Below are 14,626 nucleotides of genomic sequence, written 5' to 3'. Positions count from 1 at the left end.
GGATGACGTGGAATGGATGACGTCAAATACGGTGAGATTCTGTTGCCGGGCGACGACGATACGCAGACCCGACGCGAGCGGACGGTGCGGAAGAAATTCTGGCCAACCTTCCGGAAGGCCGTCCGCCAGATTCCGTTTTCGCGCGATCTCGTCGCAGCCTTTTACTGTTCGCTCGATCCGCAGACCCCGCTCAAGGTTCGCGGTACGCTGCTTGCCGCGCTCGCCTATTTCGTACTGCCAATCGACATGATCCCGGATGTGTTTGTCGGAATCGGATTCTCCGACGACATTGCGGTGCTCTCTGCTGCCTTCGCGATGGTCAGTCGCCACATCAAGCCGAACCACTACGAGTCGGCCGACAGCGCGCTCGCCGACAAGCCCGAGGGCATGAAGACGATTTGAGGGGATGAGGGTGCCGCTAGGCGTTCTCCGCTTCCAGAACCTTCTTGAGCTTGCCGAAAGCGAGCCTGATTCGTGATTTGACCGTTCCGAGCGGCAGCCCGGTCGCCTCGGCGATCTCAGAATGAGACTGGCCGAGAAAGAAGGCAGCGCGCAGCATCTCGCGCTGCTCTTCCGGCAATTGGCTGATTGCCGCGCGCACATGCGCGTCGCGGTCGTCGTTCGCCACCATCTCGTCGGCGCCGATTTCCGCGACAGGCTGCAGCGATGGGTCTGCCTCGTCCAGGATGCGGGCGCGGGCGCGGCGCTGAAGGTCGATGCGGCGGTTGCGGGCGATGCGGAAGAGCCAGGTCGATAGCGACGAGCGCGATGGATCGTAGAGGCCGGCCTTGTGCCAGAGGACGATCATGACCTCCTGCACCAGCTCCTCGGCCTCACTCCCGGTCATCTTCTGGCGCAGTAGCCAAGATTTGAGGCGGGGCGCGAAGAAGTCGAACAAGATGGAAAAGGCCTGCTGGTCGCGGCGTTCCGCGACCGCCCTCGCGAGGGCAGCGAAGCGCTGTTTTTCCTCCGCATCCATTTCCTGTCGAAGACCCTCTAGCTTTGCGAAATCCTTAACGGAATTCCATACCTCAATGACCTACAACGGATTTTCGAAAGGTCAAACTCTCGCCTGAATCTTTCTGTCTTAAATTCATCAGAGGCAACAGTTCACCACCATCGCAATACCACATCATCTCGGGCGAGGTACCAGCGCTCAACATTGACACCCGGGCGGAAATGACACAGGCAGGCACTTCTTGCGGTCTGTGTTGACGCTTTGGTAACCTGAATTAAGTCAAAATAAAGCAGATCGTGATTATGCGCCGCCCGCTCGCTTCGGGCTCGAATCGCAAGAACCGGCAGGATATCCATGTTTGTAAGAAGTCTCGCAATCGCACTTTCTCTCGTCGTCGCCGGCGCCGGCATTGCATCCGCCCAGTCCAAGAAGCCAGCGACACAGGCACCAACGCAGCAGCCGGCCGCAGCGGCTTCCTCTGCGCCGACGCGTATCCAGCAGTTCCAGGCTTGGGGCGCCTATTCGTACAAAGCTGGTGCGAGCACCGTATGCTACGTGCTGTCGGTTCCGACCGAAAAGAAGCCGGCTGGACTCGACCACGGCGAGAATTTCTTCATCGTGTCGCAGCGGCCCGGCCAGAACATATCCTACGAGCCTCAGGCGATGATGGGCTACACCGTCAAAGACGGCTCGAAGATCGAAGTCGTGATCGACAACAAGAGCTTCGTGATGTTCACCAAGGACAAGGCCGGCTGGGTCGAGAACGCGGCGCAGGAGCCGGCTCTCGTTGCCGCAATGAAGGGCGGTCATTCGATGACGGTCAATGCGACGTCGCGCAAGGGCACGGCAACCTCCTACAGCTATTCGCTGTCCGGCATTTCCGCCTCGCTGAAGCAGATCGAAGCCTGCAAGTAAGCTGCGCGCTCGATGCGGACGAAATTCAAAGGCCGGCCTTGCGCCGGCCTTTGCCGTTTCCATCTATAGTGACGGGCGGCAAAAATGATGCTAAAGGCGCGCACAACAGCGGATAGATTGCGGCTTGCCGGCATACTCCGCACTCAATTTCTGCCATCATGCCCTCCGTGCCCGCAAGTCATCCGGCTTACCGGGAGGATCGCATGTTGAATTCGGGATTTAGACCTATGTCCGTCATGGATGCGATGACCGTTATCAAGCCTGCCGCCTCGCAAATGCAGGGCGAACCCTTGCCCAAGCCTTCGCTGATCGGCCTCAGCCGCGAAGAGATGGGCGCTGTGCTTCGCGAAAAGGGTGTCGCCGACAAGCAGATCAAGATGCGCGTCAGCCAGCTCTGGAACTGGATCTACGTGCGCGGCGTCTCCGATTTCGACCTGATGGTGAATATCGCCAAGGATATGCGCGAGATGCTGAAGCAGCATTTCACGATCGCACGCCCTGAAATCGTCGAGGAGCAGGTCTCCAATGACGGTACTCGCAAGTGGCTTCTGCGCTTCCCGGCGCGCGGCGCTGGCCGTCCGGTTGACATCGAGACCGTCTATATTCCCGAGGAAGGCCGCGGCACGCTTTGCATTTCCAGCCAGGTCGGCTGTACGCTCACTTGTTCCTTCTGTCACACCGGTACGCAACGCCTGGTGCGCAATCTGACGGCCGAGGAAATCCTTTCGCAGCTTCTGCTTGCCCGCGACCGGCTCGGCGACTTCCCGGATCGCGAGGCGCCGCAGGGCACGGTCATGCCGGCTGAGGGGCGCAAGGTCAGCAACATCGTGATGATGGGGATGGGCGAGCCGCTCTACAATTTTGATGCCGTGAAGCAGGCGCTGCTGATCGCTACGGACGGCGATGGCTTGTCGCTCTCGAAGCGCCGCGTGACGTTGTCCACGTCCGGCGTCGTGCCTGAGATCTTCCGCACGGGGGACGAGATCGGTGTCATGCTGGCAATCTCACTGCATGCGGTGCGCGACGACCTGCGCGACATCCTAGTGCCGATCAACAAGAAATATCCGTTGAAGGAACTGATCGACGCCTGCCGCGCCTATCCGGGCCTCTCGAATGCCCGCCGCATCACCTTCGAATACGTGATGCTGAAGGACGTCAACGATAGCCTGGAGGACGCCAAGGGGCTGATCAAGCTCCTGAAAGGCGTGCCGGCGAAGATCAACCTCATTCCCTTCAACCCCTGGCCGGGCACCAACTACCAGTGTTCGGACTGGGCGCAGATCGAGAAATTTGCCGATTTCATCAACTCTGCCGGCTTTGCTTCGCCAATTCGTACGCCGCGCGGCCGCGACATTCTGGCTGCCTGCGGCCAGCTGAAATCGGAATCCGAGCGCATGCGCAAAACCGAGCGCCTTGCATTCGAAGCGATGATGATTGCCAATCACGGGGCGGACGACTGATCAGCAAGTTTGATCCTTACAGCATCTTCTGATGATTGATTTCGTGGGCTGCTATTCTTAAAAGCAGCCCAAAATCATATCTGGAGGATACCCATGCGTTCGATTCTGCTCGCCGTCGCGGCCACCCTGGCCCTTTCCCTGCCTGCAAAGGCCGAAGACGTAACCGTTGCCGTGACGGCGATCGTCGAACATCCGGCGCTTGATGCGGTGCGCAAGGGCGTTCTCGATACGCTGACGGCGGCCGGCTACAAGGAAGGCGAGAACCTGAAGTTCATGTTCGAATCCGCACAGGGCAATCCGGCGACGGCCGCGCAGATCGCGCGCCAGTTCGCGGGCGAAGGCCCAAATGTGATCGTGCCGATCTCCACGCCGTCAGCGCAGGCCGTCGTTTCCTCGACGCGTGATATTCCCGTCGTCTTCACTGCGGTTTCCGATCCGGTCGGCGCGCAGCTGGTGAAAAGCATGGACACGCCGGGCGGCAACGTTACCGGACTTTCCGACATGTCGCCGGTTGCCGAACATATCGCGCTGATCAAGGAAATCCTGCCCAACGTGAAAACGATCGGCTACCTCTACAACTCGGGCGAAGCCAACTCCGTGTCGCTGCTGGCCGTTCTGAAGGTCGAAGCCGAAAGGGCCGGCCTGAAGGTGGTCGAATCTGCCGCGACCAAGTCTGCCGAAGTGCAGGGCGCTACCCGCGCGCTCGTCGGCCGTGCCGATGCGATCTACGTTCCGACCGACAACACGATCATTTCCGCGCTGGAAGGCGCTGTCGCCGTTGCCGAGGAAAGCAAGTTGCCGCTCTTCACCGCCGACACGGATTCGGTTTCGCGCGGCTCGATCGCGGCACTTGGCTTCAACTACTACGATGTCGGGAAGCAAACGGGCGATATCGTCGTTCGCATCCTGAAGGGCGAGAACCCGGGCGATATCGCGGTCAAGGTTGCCGCCGGCAGCGATCTCGTGGTCAACAAGGGTGCGGCCGTCAAAATGGGCGTGACCCTGCCGCAGAGCGTTCTCAGCCGCGCCACCAAGACGATCGACTAAGCCCTATCGCCCGGAACAGAGTGACCGGCCGCCTCCCGTTTGCACGGGAGCGGCTGATCGTATTAAAAATCTGGTTTCGCAGGGTGTGCGAAATACGAGAGAAGAAGGGGCAGGAGCCTTGAGTCAGATCGCATTCTGGGGAGCCGTGGAGCTGGGGCTGGTCTATGCCTTCGTCGCTCTTGGCGTGTACCTTGCCTTCCGTGTCCTGGATTTTCCGGATCTGACAGTCGACGGCTCGTTTCCTCTGGGCGCTGCGGTTACGGCGGTTCTCATCATCGCTGGCGTCAATGCGTGGCTGGCGGCTGCGATCGCGATGGCGGCGGGTGCCGCCGCGGGCATGGTGACGGCACTTCTCAACGTTCGCTTCAAGATCCTCAACCTGCTCGCGTCGATCCTGACGATGATCGCGTTGTTCTCGGTGAACCTGCGCGTCATGGGCAAGCCGAATGTCGCGCTGATCAATGCCGATACGATGATCAGCCCGTTCCTCGGCCACGGTCTCAGGGATTTTTACGTCCGGCCGCTGTTCGTCGGCATCCTTGTTCTGATCGCCGTCATCGTGGTCTGGCGCTTTCTTGAAAGCGACGCAGGTCTGGCGATGCGTGCGACCGGAGCCAATGCCCGCATGGCGCGGGCGCAGGGCGTCGATACCAGCCGCCAGATCTATCTCGGAATGGCAATTTCGAATGCGCTGGTGGCGCTCGGCGGCGCGCTGTTTGCTCAGACAAACGGCTTTGCCGACGTGACGTCAGGTGTCGGTACCATCGTCGTCGGCCTGGCGGCTGTGATCATCGGCGAGACGCTGCTCGGGCGGCGCGGGTTGCTGATTGCGCTGATCGGCTGCGTGCTCGGTTCAATCCTCTATCGCATCGCTATCCAGCTGGCGCTGTCGACCGACGTCATCGGCCTGCAGGCCTCGGATCTCAATTTCGTGACGGCGGTCCTGGTGACGGTGGCGCTCGTCCTTCCCCGCCTTCGCCGCGGAGGGGCCGCATCGTGATCAACCTCAAAGACGTGAAAGTCGTTTTCGGCAAGGGAACGCCGTTGCAGAAGCAGGCGCTGAACGGCGTCAACCTGATGATCGAGGAAGGTTCGTTCGTTACCGTCATCGGCTCCAACGGTGCCGGCAAATCGACCTTGCTCGGGGTGCTTGCCGGCGACGTGCTGGCGAGCGAAGGCGAGGTACTGATCGGCCATACCGACGTGACACGCAAGCCGACGGCGGCGCGCGCCGGGCTTGTCGCTCGTGTCTTCCAGGATCCGCTGACCGGCAGCTGCGGGGCGCTGTCGATCGAGGAAAACCTTGCGTTGGCCGCTCGACGCGGCGAACGGCGTGGACTTTCTTCGGCGCTCGGGCCGAAGCGTCGCGAGCATTTTCGCGAGCGGATCGCCGAGCTCAATCTCGGCCTCGAAACGCGCATGAAGGACCGCATGGACCTGTTGTCCGGTGGGCAGCGTCAGGCGGTGTCGCTTGTCATGGCGACGCTTGCGGGCTCTGAAGTGTTGCTACTTGACGAGCATACCGCCGCACTCGACCCCGGCATGGCGGAATTCGTCATGGGGCTCACGCAGAAGATCGTGTCGGAGCGCAAGCTGACGACGCTGATGGTGACGCATTCGATGCGGCAGGCACTGGACTACGGCCATCGCACCGTGATGCTGCACGGCGGCGAAATCGTCCTCGATGTCAGCGGCGACAGCCGCAAGACGCTTCAGGTCGAGGATCTGATTGCGATGTTCCGCAAGATGCGCGGGCAGACGCTGGATGACGACGCGCTGTTGATTGGCTGATCCGAGGCTCGCATCAGCGTGCTTGCGTGAACAGGACCTTCGCAGCGAAGACCGAAAAGACGCCGGCAAAGGTATAGTCCATGCCGCGCAGCACCTGCCTGTTGTTCTGCAGCCAGCCGGAAAGCCAATCGGCGGCGAAGACGACGGCGGCGTTGACTGGCATGCCGATCAGGATGAAGCAGAAGCCGAGGAAGAGCAGCTTGTGTGTGACGGCGGGATCGCCGGCGCTGACAAACTGCGGCAGGAAGGTCATGAAGAAGATGATGACCTTTGGGTTCAGGAGATTGACCCAGAAACCGGACGAAATGTTTGCCAGCGGCGTTGCCTTCGTCTCTTCGACCTTCTTGATCGACAGCTTCGATCCGAAGCGGATCGCCTGAACGGCAAGCCAGAGGAGATAGGCGGCCCCGCCCGTCTTCAGGATCAGGAAGGCGGTCGGCGAGGCGGTAATCAGCGCCGAAATGCCGAAAGCGACCAGCATGGTATGGACCACGATGCCAAGGCTTGTTCCGAGGACGACGAAGAGTGCTGCCTTCTTGCCCTGCGCCAACGCGCGGCTGATCGACAGCGTCATGTCGGGACCGGGCGTTGCGGCAAGCAGAAGCGTTGTCGCGGCGAAGGCGAGCAGCGTCGGAAGGTTCGGCAGGAAATTCATGGTGCACCCTGAAAACCGGATAGGAAAGCAAGCTCTCATATCCGGCTTTGGCAAAATGTCCAATCAATCCTCGGCGTCGAGGAAGGCCTTGAACTTGTCGGCATAATCGGGATGCCAACGCGACAGCGGCGGGCGGTTTTCGATGACGTCGCCGGCGGCCCAGGCCATGCGGCGCTCGTCGGTTGGGCGGGTCACGTCGTTGTCGGGGCAGAGGATGTAGAAATCGCCGCGGGCGAGGCTTTCGATCATGAAATCCACCGTCTGTTCCGGGGTCCAGGCGGCGGCTGGCTTCTCGGCTCTGTCGCCTTTGGTCAGGCCTGTGAAGACGAAGCCGGGGATCAGCAGGTGCGCGGAGATGTTTGCGCCGTCGGTGTTGCGCAGTTCGTGCTGCAGTGCTTCGGTGAAAACCTTCACGCCTGCCTTCGAGAGGTTGTAGGCCGGGTTGCCGGGCGGGGTGGTGATGCCCTGCTTGGAACCGGTGTTGATGATGAGCCCGGGTTCGCCGTGCGCCAGCATATGCGGGCCGAAGGTGCGCGTGCCGTTGATCACGCCAAGCAGATTGACGCCGAAGATCGAGTCCCACTCGGCCTGGGCACTGAAGATCGAAGTGTCGGGGCCGATGCCGGCATTGTTCATGAGCACATGTACGCGACCGAAGCGTTGAATGACGGCACGCTCCAGCGCCTCCAGCGAAGCCTTGTCGGCGACGTCGCTTTCGACGGCCATCACATGCTCTTCTCCCGATATCGCCTTCAGCTCATCGGCGGCCGCAGCCAGGCGGTCGCCGCCAAGATCGGCAATGACGACACTCATGCCGGCGATCGCGAAGTGCTTGGCCGTGGCAAGCCCAATGCCGGAGGCGCCGCCGGTGATGACCGCGACGTTGGATGGCTTGATGATGTCTTGAATATTCGTCACGGGCGTAGCCTCTCCTCGAGCATTGTTCGGACGCTGGCAGATATGGGTTCCCATCTTGCGCTGTCAAACCCAATCCGAAGCGGGTCAACGGATGCCGTTCCCCTTGCGTCGCGCGCCAATCTCGCTAAAAGTGCCCGCGACACCGGGCTTTGCGGGTCTGCCGCTCGCCCTCATGCAACGGACCTCATCATCATGGCATCTAAAAAAGACGTGAAGAAAGTCGTGCTAGCCTATTCCGGCGGCCTCGATACCTCGATCATCCTGAAGTGGCTGCAGACGGAACTCGGCGCTGAAGTCGTGACGTTTACGGCCGACCTCGGACAGGGCGAAGAGCTGGAGCCGGCGCGCAAGAAGGCCGAGATGCTCGGCATCAAGGAAATCTACATCGAGGATGTGCGCGAAGAGTTCGTGAAGGACTTCGTCTTCCCGATGTTCCGCGCCAATGCCGTTTACGAAGGCGTCTATCTGCTAGGCACGTCGATCGCCCGTCCGCTGATCTCCAAGCACCTGATCGACATCGCCAGGAAGACCGGCGCCGACGCAATCGCCCACGGCGCAACCGGCAAGGGCAACGACCAAGTTCGCTTCGAGCTCTCCGCTTATGCGCTCAACCCCGATATCAAGATCATCGCGCCGTGGCGCGACTGGGCTTTCAAGAGCCGTACCGATCTGCTGGCTTTTGCCGAGCAGCACCAGATCCCTGTCGCCAAGGACAAGAAGGGCGAAGCGCCGTTCTCCGTCGACGCAAACCTTCTGCATTCGTCTTCCGAGGGCAAGGTTCTCGAAGACCCGGCTCAGGAAGCGCCTGAATACGTGCATATGCGCACGATCTCCCCGGAAGCTGCTCCCGACAAGGCGACCGTGATCAAGGTCGGCTTCGAGAAGGGTGATGCGGTTTCGATTAACGGCGTTCGCATGAGCCCGGCGACGCTGCTGGCCGCGCTCAACAACTACGGCCGCGACAACGGCATCGGCCGCCTCGACCTCGTCGAGAACCGGTATGTCGGCATGAAGTCACGCGGCGTCTACGAGACGCCCGGCGGCACGATCCTTCTGACGGCTCATCGCGCCATCGAATCGATCACGCTCGACCGTGGCGCGGCGCATCTCAAGGACGAGCTGATGCCGAAATATGCCGAGCTCATATATTACGGCTTCTGGTTCTCACCGGAGCGCGAAATGCTGCAGGCCCTGATCGACAAGAGCCAGGAGCATGTCGAAGGCGAAGTGACGCTGAAGCTTTACAAGGGCAACGTCATGGTCACCGGTCGCGAAAGCCCGAAATCGCTTTATTCCGACAAGCTGGTCACCTTCGAGGATGACCAGGGCGCCTACGACCAGAAGGACGCTGCCGGGTTCATCAAGCTCAATGCGCTGCGCCTGCGCACGCTGGCCAAGCGCAACCTGACGAAGTAAGCGACGCGGTCGCAGCGCAAATACCCTTCAAGCTCTCAAGGCCCGCCGTCGTGCGGGCCTTCTCATCAGCTATTCGTTATATGCGGCAGCGACGTGCAGCGCCGCGAGGCGCGGACGAACCAGACGTAGCTCGCGACCGAGATCAACGCCATTGTCGGGATCACGGTGCCGAAGGCGATCAGCGGCATGCCGATCAGGGAAGCCGCGACGCCGCCCGCAAAGCCCCCACCCATCTGTATGAAGCCCATCATGGCCGATGCCGAACCGGCGATATGCGGGAATGGGTAGAGCGCGGAGGTCGTCATGTGCGGCGTGAGAAAGGCCAGACCGAATGCGAGGAAGGCGATCGGCACCATGATCGAGAGATAGGACGGCGTGACGAATTGGACGGAGAGCGCAATCAGTATGCCTGCAAGAGCGAGCAAACCGAGGCCGACGCGCACGGAGCCGTCGCCGCCAAGACGAGGCGCGGCGTGGCGCAGGCATACGGAACCAAGGAAATACGAGCCCGATTGCATCAGCATGCCGAGACCGAAGTCGGTGGGCGAAAGGCCTACGACCTTGATCAGGATGAAGGGAAGCAGCGTTGCCTGCGCATAGAGCGCGCCGACCGAGCCGCCGAGAACGAGCGATGCGGCAACGAAGCGGCCTTCACGCGCAAGCTCACCATAGGCCGAAACCAGCGGCCCGGGACGGATCCGGCGCGGATCCGGCACGCTGGTCTCGCGCATGAAGGCGAGTACGGAGAGGCAGATCAGCAACCCGAAGCCGATAAGCATGAAGAACACCGATTGCCAACCGAAGTTTGCAAGCGCCAGCCCGCCGACGGTCGGCGCAATGGCTGGGCCAATTGCGATCATGATGCCAATCAGGTTCATGATGCGTGACGCTTCGGCACCGGTGAACTGGTCACGGACTATGGCGCGCGCCACGGTGATCCCCACCGACGCGCCAATACCCTGGATCAGGCGACCGGCCAGTAGCCATTCGATGTCTGGCGCAAAGGCAGCGAGCAGGCTGCCGACTACGTATATGCCGATAAAGAGCAGCGTTGCCGCCCGCCGCCCGAAGGCGTCCGACAAGGGGCCGGCCAGCAGCTGGGCTACTGAGAAGCCGGCAAAATAGAGCGACAGCGTCATCTTGATCGCGGCGTCCGTTGTGTGGAACGCACTGACCAGTGCTGGCATGGCAGGCGTGTAGATCGACATCGAAATCGGGCCGATAGTGGCTAGCAGCGCGCCGAGGACGCTCGTTCGCCGCTCGCTCATCCGGAATGGGGACATGGGGGCACTGGTCTCCATGGGCACCGGCGGTGCGGAAAGGGAAGGGCTTTCCCTTTTGTGGCCGAAGGTGGTTGATACAGCAATTCAAAAATCTGATGAGTCGTGCTTGCGGCTTGACGGGGATGGGGGAACGCATAGTCTGCAAACGTCGCCTCCGGAGTATAATCGATGACGCAATCTTTGCTGGCGGGCGCCTTCCTGGCCGCCCTTCTATACGTGCTCATTCCCGGCCCGGCGTTTCTTGCGCTGCTTGGCATCGGCGCCGGGCAGGGACGCCGCGCCGGCGCCCAGTTCGTCTGCGGGCACCTGGTGGGAGACGTGCTTTGGGCTTCGCTGGCGCTGGTCGCGATCATCGGCGCAAAGACGATCGGCACCTTCGTGTTTGATGCGCTCGGCCTTCTCTGCGGTTTCTATCTGGCCTGGATCGGCTGGAATGCCTTTCGTGCGAAGCCGAAGGGCGATGGGCAGGCGCTGATGACGGTTGATCGGCCGTTTCGCCGCGGCCTCATTTTCGGCGTCACCAATCCGAAGGGCTATCCCGTGGCGCTCGCGACGTTCACTGCGTTGGTGGCGGGTTCAGCGAGCGCGCTGCAGTTCCAGGCGCTGCCAGTCCTGCTTGCGGTCTCTTTCCTTGGCTTCATCGTTGCCGACATGATCCTGATCACCGTCGTAGGTACAGGTGCGGTGCGACGATTCTACCGCTCGCACGAGCGGCTGATCGTGCGCTGCTCCGGCGTACTTTTCATGGGATTTGCGGCGCAGGCGCTTTTTCACGCAACTCCCGGCCTGCTTGGTTGGCGCAAAGCCTGAGCTCAGACGTCGAGGAAACTGACGATCGATTTCAGCGTCTCGACCGTCTCGGGATCTCCTATCGACATGGCGACCTGCAGCTGGTCCTTGTAGTAGTCGCGGAAATTGAAGCTTGTGCCGTCGGAGACGCCGGAGAGGTCGAGGATGTCGCCGGCCGGATCGATCGTGCGCATCGGCAACGGTTCGGAGATTGCCGCGAAGGTGTCCTGGTCGATCGCACCGGTGTTGTAGCTCTGCCGCGCATAGTTGCGCAGTTCACTTGGGCTGATAGCCGAGAAATCCGGCTCGTCGGTGCTGACGTCGTTGACCTGAAATACTGTCAACACGCGCTTCGCGGGCTCGAAATGGTCTTCAGGTTTGTTATAGGACTTCTGATTGTTGGAACTACTTCTGAAAAGAAAATTTGGCGAAGACCGCATAGAAATGATTTCCATAGCGAATGTCCAGTTGTGAAGATGATGCGTAAAAATACCCTGCGTTGCGATCTTCCGTCAATCGTTAACGATTGGTTAATTCATATGCACCATTTGTTGTGGTGCATTTTCTGTAGTCCGCGTCACTCGCAGTCTCGGTCAAAGTGACCGGATGCCCGCAATACCAATCGCACCGAACCATCCCTATATTGCCGATTCAGTCGCTTGCCACAAAGGATGCCAGCATGCCTTCCACACCAGAATTCAATCCGGCGCTCGTCAACTGGAACGGCCTGCATGGCCTGCCGCGCTTCGAGGCATTCGATGACGGCGATTTCGCTGCCGCCTTCGATGCGGCGCTTGCCGCGCACGAGCGGGAGATCGACGAGATTGCCGGCAATCCGGCCGAGCCGACGTTCGAGAACACTGTCGTTGCCCTGGAAACTGCGGGCGACGCGCTTTCGCGGGTGTCAGCGCTTTTTTGGAACCGGGCGGGGGCTCATACCAACGACACGATCCAGGCGCTCGAGCGAGATATCTCGCCGAAAATGTCGCGGCACTATTCCAAGATCGGGATGAACGCGGCACTGTTTGCGCGTATCGATGCACTTTGGGAAAAGCGGGACAGCCTTGGTCTGACCCTGGAGCAGACGCGGGTGCTTGAGCGTCATTGGAAAGGCTTCGTCAAGTCCGGCGCGAAGCTTCCCAAAGCCGAGCAGGAAAGGCTTGCAGGCATCAACGAAAAGCTTGCAGGACTTGGCACGCAATTCGGCCAGAACGTTCTGGCCGATGAAAAGGGGTGGGCGCTCGTCCTTACGCAAACCGATCTGGCCGGAGTGCCCGATTTTCTCAAGGATGCGATGGCGGCAGCTGCGCGCGAGCGCGGCGAGGACGGCAAGTTCGCGGTGACGCTGTCGCGCTCGATCATTGAACCCTTCCTCACATTCTCGGATCGCCGCGATCTGCGCGAGCAGTCCTTCGAGGCCTGGGCGGCGCGCGGCGCAAACGACGGCCCGACGGACAATCGCGGCGTTATCGGGGAGACGCTTGCGCTGCGCAACGAGGTCGCGACCCTTCTGGGTTACGGCAATTTCGCCGAACTGAAGCTCGACAACACCATGGCGAAGACGCCGGAGGCTGTGAACCACTTGCTGAGGCAAGTCTGGGGAAAAGCGGTCGAGCGGGCGAAGGAAGAAGAAGCCGACATCGCAAAGCTGATCACGCAGGAGGGCAAGAACCACGACGTCATGCCTTGGGACTGGCGGCACTACGCCGAGAAGATCAGGGCTCAGAAGTTCAACTTCTCAGAAGCCGAGCTGAAGCCTTATCTGCAGCTCGAGAAGATCATCGACGCCTGTTTCGAGGTCGCCGGCCGGCTGTTCGGCATTCTCGCCGTCGAGAAGAAAGGCGTCGCGGCCTATCATCCCGACGTGCGGGTATTCGAGATCCGCGACCGCGACGACAAGCTCGTCGCCCTTTTCCTGGGTGACTATTTTGCCCGGAGCTCGAAGCGCTCCGGAGCGTGGATGAGTTCGTTTCAGTCGCAGCATAAGCTGCCGCTCAAGGACGGCCGGACCGGCGAACTGCCGATCATCTACAACGTCTGCAATTTTGCGAAGCCCGCTGAGGGCAAGCCGGCACTGCTATCGCTCGATGATGCGCGGACGCTGTTTCACGAGTTCGGCCATGCCCTGCACGGCATGCTGTCCGACGTCACCTATCCCTCGGTCTCCGGGACCGGCGTCTCGCGCGATTTTGTTGAATTGCCTTCACAGCTTTACGAACACTGGCTGACCGTGCCCTCGATCCTCAAGCAGTATGCCGTGCATTTTGAAACCGGGGAGCCTATGCCGCAGGCGCTGCTCGATAAGGTGCTGGCGGCGCGGACCTTCAATTCGGGCTTCAATACGGTCGAGTTCACGTCTTCTGCGCTTGTCGATATGGCCTTCCACACCCGCAAGGCAGTCGATGATCCGATGGCTGTGCAGGCTGAGGTGCTGTCCAATCTCGGCATGCCAAAGTCCATCGGCATGCGCCATGCATCGCCGCACTTCCAGCATATCTTCTCCGGCGGCTATTCGGCTGGGTATTATTCCTACATGTGGTCCGAGGTCCTCGATGCCGACGCATTCGCCGCGTTCGAGGAAACGGGAGATGCCTTCAATGGCGACATGGCGCAAAAGCTCAAGGACAACATCTACTCCGTCGGGGGCTCGATCGATCCGGAAGATGCCTACAAGGCATTCCGCGGCAAGTTGCCGAGCCCGGATGCAATGCTCGTCAAGAAGGGACTTGCGACCTTCGAGGAGCTTTCCGGCAGCGACGCCTGAGGCTTCTGCAAGGGCTCAGTGTAACAAAACTGTCGCCCAAGTTTCGGAAAACCGTCATGCCAGCTTCAAGGCAATGACATGACGGGCGCCGTAGGCTGGTTGCGGGAGATTCGCTCCCGAACTTGCAAGCCGGATAAGCCTTGGCATGACACTGACCGATACGACCCGCCGACGTTTTCTCACCTCCATGGGAGCGGTCGGCGGATTTGCGGTGGCAGGGCTCGCGATGCCCTACTATGCGCGCGGCTCATCCAGCCGTCCGCTCTTCACATCAGGCGTCCAGTCCGGCGATGTGGATGCCAACTCGGGCGTGATCTGGACGCGAGTCGACAGGCCATCACGGATCCACGTCGAGTATGCGACGAGCGACAGATTTTCCAACACGGTGCGCGTCGCGCCGATCGACGTCACGCCCGAGACCGATCTTGCGGGCAAGCTTTTGCTGCAAGGGCTTCCGGCGGATCAGGAGGTCTTCTATCGATTCCGGGCAGCGGACCTGCAGGATGTGAACAGCCTTTCGGATCCCATCGTCGGGCAGTTCCGTACCGCACCCCTGCATCGACGGGCAAACCGAGCAGCTGACGGTTCGGCTGATGGACAGGAATGATACCGAACTCTGGCGTGTCGTTC

15 protein-coding genes are annotated in these 14,626 nt (G+C 60.8%); 10 read left to right on the top strand and 5 right to left on the bottom strand.

Annotation, left to right across the window (positions count from 1 at the left end; genetic code table 11):
- Positions 1–12 precede the first annotated feature (12 nt).
- The gene (locus AC1D2R_RS11105) at positions 13–402 is read left to right on the top strand and encodes a YkvA family protein (protein ID WP_477967340.1); all 390 of its coding nucleotides are present in this window, start codon (positions 13–15) and stop codon (positions 400–402) included.
- 16 nt (positions 403–418) lie between these two features.
- Here the strand turns inward: AC1D2R_RS11105 and AC1D2R_RS11100 are convergent, their stop codons facing one another.
- On the bottom strand, positions 419–979 hold the full coding sequence (locus AC1D2R_RS11100) for a sigma-70 family RNA polymerase sigma factor (protein ID WP_477967339.1): 561 nt from the start codon (positions 977–979) through the stop codon (positions 419–421).
- A gap of 333 nt (positions 980–1,312) precedes the next feature.
- Here AC1D2R_RS11100 and AC1D2R_RS11095 point away from each other — a divergent pair, with 333 nt between their 5' ends.
- The 5 genes from AC1D2R_RS11095 to AC1D2R_RS11075 all read left to right on the top strand — a co-directional run bounded on the left by AC1D2R_RS11095 (position 1,313) and on the right by AC1D2R_RS11075 (position 6,171).
- Positions 1,313–1,873, top strand: coding sequence for an invasion associated locus B family protein (locus AC1D2R_RS11095; protein ID WP_477967338.1), 561 nt, complete (start codon positions 1,313–1,315; stop codon positions 1,871–1,873).
- A 227-nt stretch (positions 1,874–2,100) separates the two neighbouring features.
- The gene (rlmN, locus tag AC1D2R_RS11090) at positions 2,101–3,333 is read left to right on the top strand and encodes a dual-specificity RNA methyltransferase RlmN (RefSeq protein WP_477967337.1); all 1,233 of its coding nucleotides are present in this window, start codon (positions 2,101–2,103) and stop codon (positions 3,331–3,333) included.
- 93 nt (positions 3,334–3,426) lie between these two features.
- Positions 3,427–4,380, top strand: a complete 954-nt coding sequence (locus tag AC1D2R_RS11085) for an ABC transporter substrate-binding protein (RefSeq protein ID WP_477967336.1) — start codon at positions 3,427–3,429, stop codon at positions 4,378–4,380.
- A 118-nt stretch (positions 4,381–4,498) separates the two neighbouring features.
- A complete protein-coding gene (locus AC1D2R_RS11080) occupies positions 4,499–5,380 on the top strand; it encodes an ABC transporter permease (RefSeq protein WP_477967335.1) in 882 nt (293 codons plus the stop codon).
- The gene (locus AC1D2R_RS11075; RefSeq protein ID WP_477967334.1) at positions 5,377–6,171 is read left to right on the top strand and encodes an ABC transporter ATP-binding protein; all 795 of its coding nucleotides are present in this window, start codon (positions 5,377–5,379) and stop codon (positions 6,169–6,171) included. Before AC1D2R_RS11080 ends, AC1D2R_RS11075 begins: the two co-directional genes overlap by 4 nt.
- Positions 6,172–6,184: 13 nt before the next feature.
- Here the strand turns inward: AC1D2R_RS11075 and AC1D2R_RS11070 are convergent, their stop codons facing one another.
- On the bottom strand, positions 6,185–6,826 hold the full coding sequence (locus tag AC1D2R_RS11070; RefSeq protein WP_477967333.1) for a LysE family translocator: 642 nt from the start codon (positions 6,824–6,826) through the stop codon (positions 6,185–6,187).
- Between the two features lie 63 nt (positions 6,827–6,889).
- Complete coding sequence (locus tag AC1D2R_RS11065; RefSeq protein ID WP_477967332.1) at positions 6,890–7,744, bottom strand: SDR family NAD(P)-dependent oxidoreductase; 855 nt, start codon at positions 7,742–7,744, stop codon at positions 6,890–6,892.
- 192 nt (positions 7,745–7,936) lie between these two features.
- Here AC1D2R_RS11065 and AC1D2R_RS11060 point away from each other — a divergent pair, with 192 nt between their 5' ends.
- Positions 7,937–9,160, top strand: a complete 1,224-nt coding sequence (locus AC1D2R_RS11060; protein WP_477967331.1) for an argininosuccinate synthase — start codon at positions 7,937–7,939, stop codon at positions 9,158–9,160.
- A gap of 65 nt (positions 9,161–9,225) precedes the next feature.
- Here AC1D2R_RS11060 and AC1D2R_RS11055 read toward each other — a convergent pair whose 3' ends face one another.
- A complete protein-coding gene (locus AC1D2R_RS11055) occupies positions 9,226–10,443 on the bottom strand; it encodes a multidrug effflux MFS transporter (protein WP_477967330.1) in 1,218 nt (405 codons plus the stop codon).
- A gap of 168 nt (positions 10,444–10,611) precedes the next feature.
- Here AC1D2R_RS11055 and AC1D2R_RS11050 point away from each other — a divergent pair, with 168 nt between their 5' ends.
- Positions 10,612–11,253: a LysE family translocator gene (locus AC1D2R_RS11050; protein ID WP_477967329.1), complete on the top strand. Its 642-nt coding sequence runs from the start codon at positions 10,612–10,614 to the stop codon at positions 11,251–11,253.
- A 2-nt stretch (positions 11,254–11,255) separates the two neighbouring features.
- Here AC1D2R_RS11050 and AC1D2R_RS11045 read toward each other — a convergent pair whose 3' ends face one another.
- On the bottom strand, positions 11,256–11,687 hold the full coding sequence (locus AC1D2R_RS11045) for a hypothetical protein (RefSeq protein WP_477967328.1): 432 nt from the start codon (positions 11,685–11,687) through the stop codon (positions 11,256–11,258).
- A gap of 224 nt (positions 11,688–11,911) precedes the next feature.
- Here AC1D2R_RS11045 and AC1D2R_RS11040 point away from each other — a divergent pair, with 224 nt between their 5' ends.
- Both AC1D2R_RS11040 and AC1D2R_RS11035 read left to right on the top strand, forming a co-directional pair.
- On the top strand, positions 11,912–13,996 hold the full coding sequence (locus AC1D2R_RS11040) for a M3 family metallopeptidase (RefSeq protein ID WP_477967327.1): 2,085 nt from the start codon (positions 11,912–11,914) through the stop codon (positions 13,994–13,996).
- A 145-nt stretch (positions 13,997–14,141) separates the two neighbouring features.
- Positions 14,142–14,603, top strand: coding sequence for a PhoD-like phosphatase N-terminal domain-containing protein (locus tag AC1D2R_RS11035; RefSeq protein ID WP_477967326.1), 462 nt, complete (start codon positions 14,142–14,144; stop codon positions 14,601–14,603).
- Positions 14,604–14,626 lie beyond the last annotated feature (23 nt).

This window comes from Rhizobium sp. P1_C7 (assembly GCF_056406295.1).
The sequence above is the reverse complement of the archived record's forward strand: the minus strand, read 5'-3'. Positions and strand labels throughout refer to the sequence as shown.

Coding starts and splice junctions, on each gene's coding strand:
- AC1D2R_RS11105 (WP_477967340.1), top strand. CDS start 13: ATGGATGACGTCAAATACGGTGAGATTCTGTTGCCGGGCGACGACGAT.
- AC1D2R_RS11050 (WP_477967329.1), top strand. CDS start 10,612: ATGACGCAATCTTTGCTGGCGGGCGCCTTCCTGGCCGCCCTTCTATAC.
- AC1D2R_RS11060 (WP_477967331.1), top strand. CDS start 7,937: ATGGCATCTAAAAAAGACGTGAAGAAAGTCGTGCTAGCCTATTCCGGC.
- AC1D2R_RS11085 (WP_477967336.1), top strand. CDS start 3,427: ATGCGTTCGATTCTGCTCGCCGTCGCGGCCACCCTGGCCCTTTCCCTG.
- AC1D2R_RS11055 (WP_477967330.1), bottom strand. CDS start 10,443: ATGTCCCCATTCCGGATGAGCGAGCGGCGAACGAGCGTCCTCGGCGCG.
- AC1D2R_RS11040 (WP_477967327.1), top strand. CDS start 11,912: ATGCCTTCCACACCAGAATTCAATCCGGCGCTCGTCAACTGGAACGGC.
- AC1D2R_RS11100 (WP_477967339.1), bottom strand. CDS start 979: ATGGATGCGGAGGAAAAACAGCGCTTCGCTGCCCTCGCGAGGGCGGTC.
- AC1D2R_RS11035 (WP_477967326.1), top strand. CDS start 14,142: ATGACACTGACCGATACGACCCGCCGACGTTTTCTCACCTCCATGGGA.
- AC1D2R_RS11045 (WP_477967328.1), bottom strand. CDS start 11,687: ATGGAAATCATTTCTATGCGGTCTTCGCCAAATTTTCTTTTCAGAAGT.
- AC1D2R_RS11070 (WP_477967333.1), bottom strand. CDS start 6,826: ATGAATTTCCTGCCGAACCTTCCGACGCTGCTCGCCTTCGCCGCGACA.
- AC1D2R_RS11095 (WP_477967338.1), top strand. CDS start 1,313: ATGTTTGTAAGAAGTCTCGCAATCGCACTTTCTCTCGTCGTCGCCGGC.
- rlmN (WP_477967337.1), top strand. CDS start 2,101: ATGTCCGTCATGGATGCGATGACCGTTATCAAGCCTGCCGCCTCGCAA.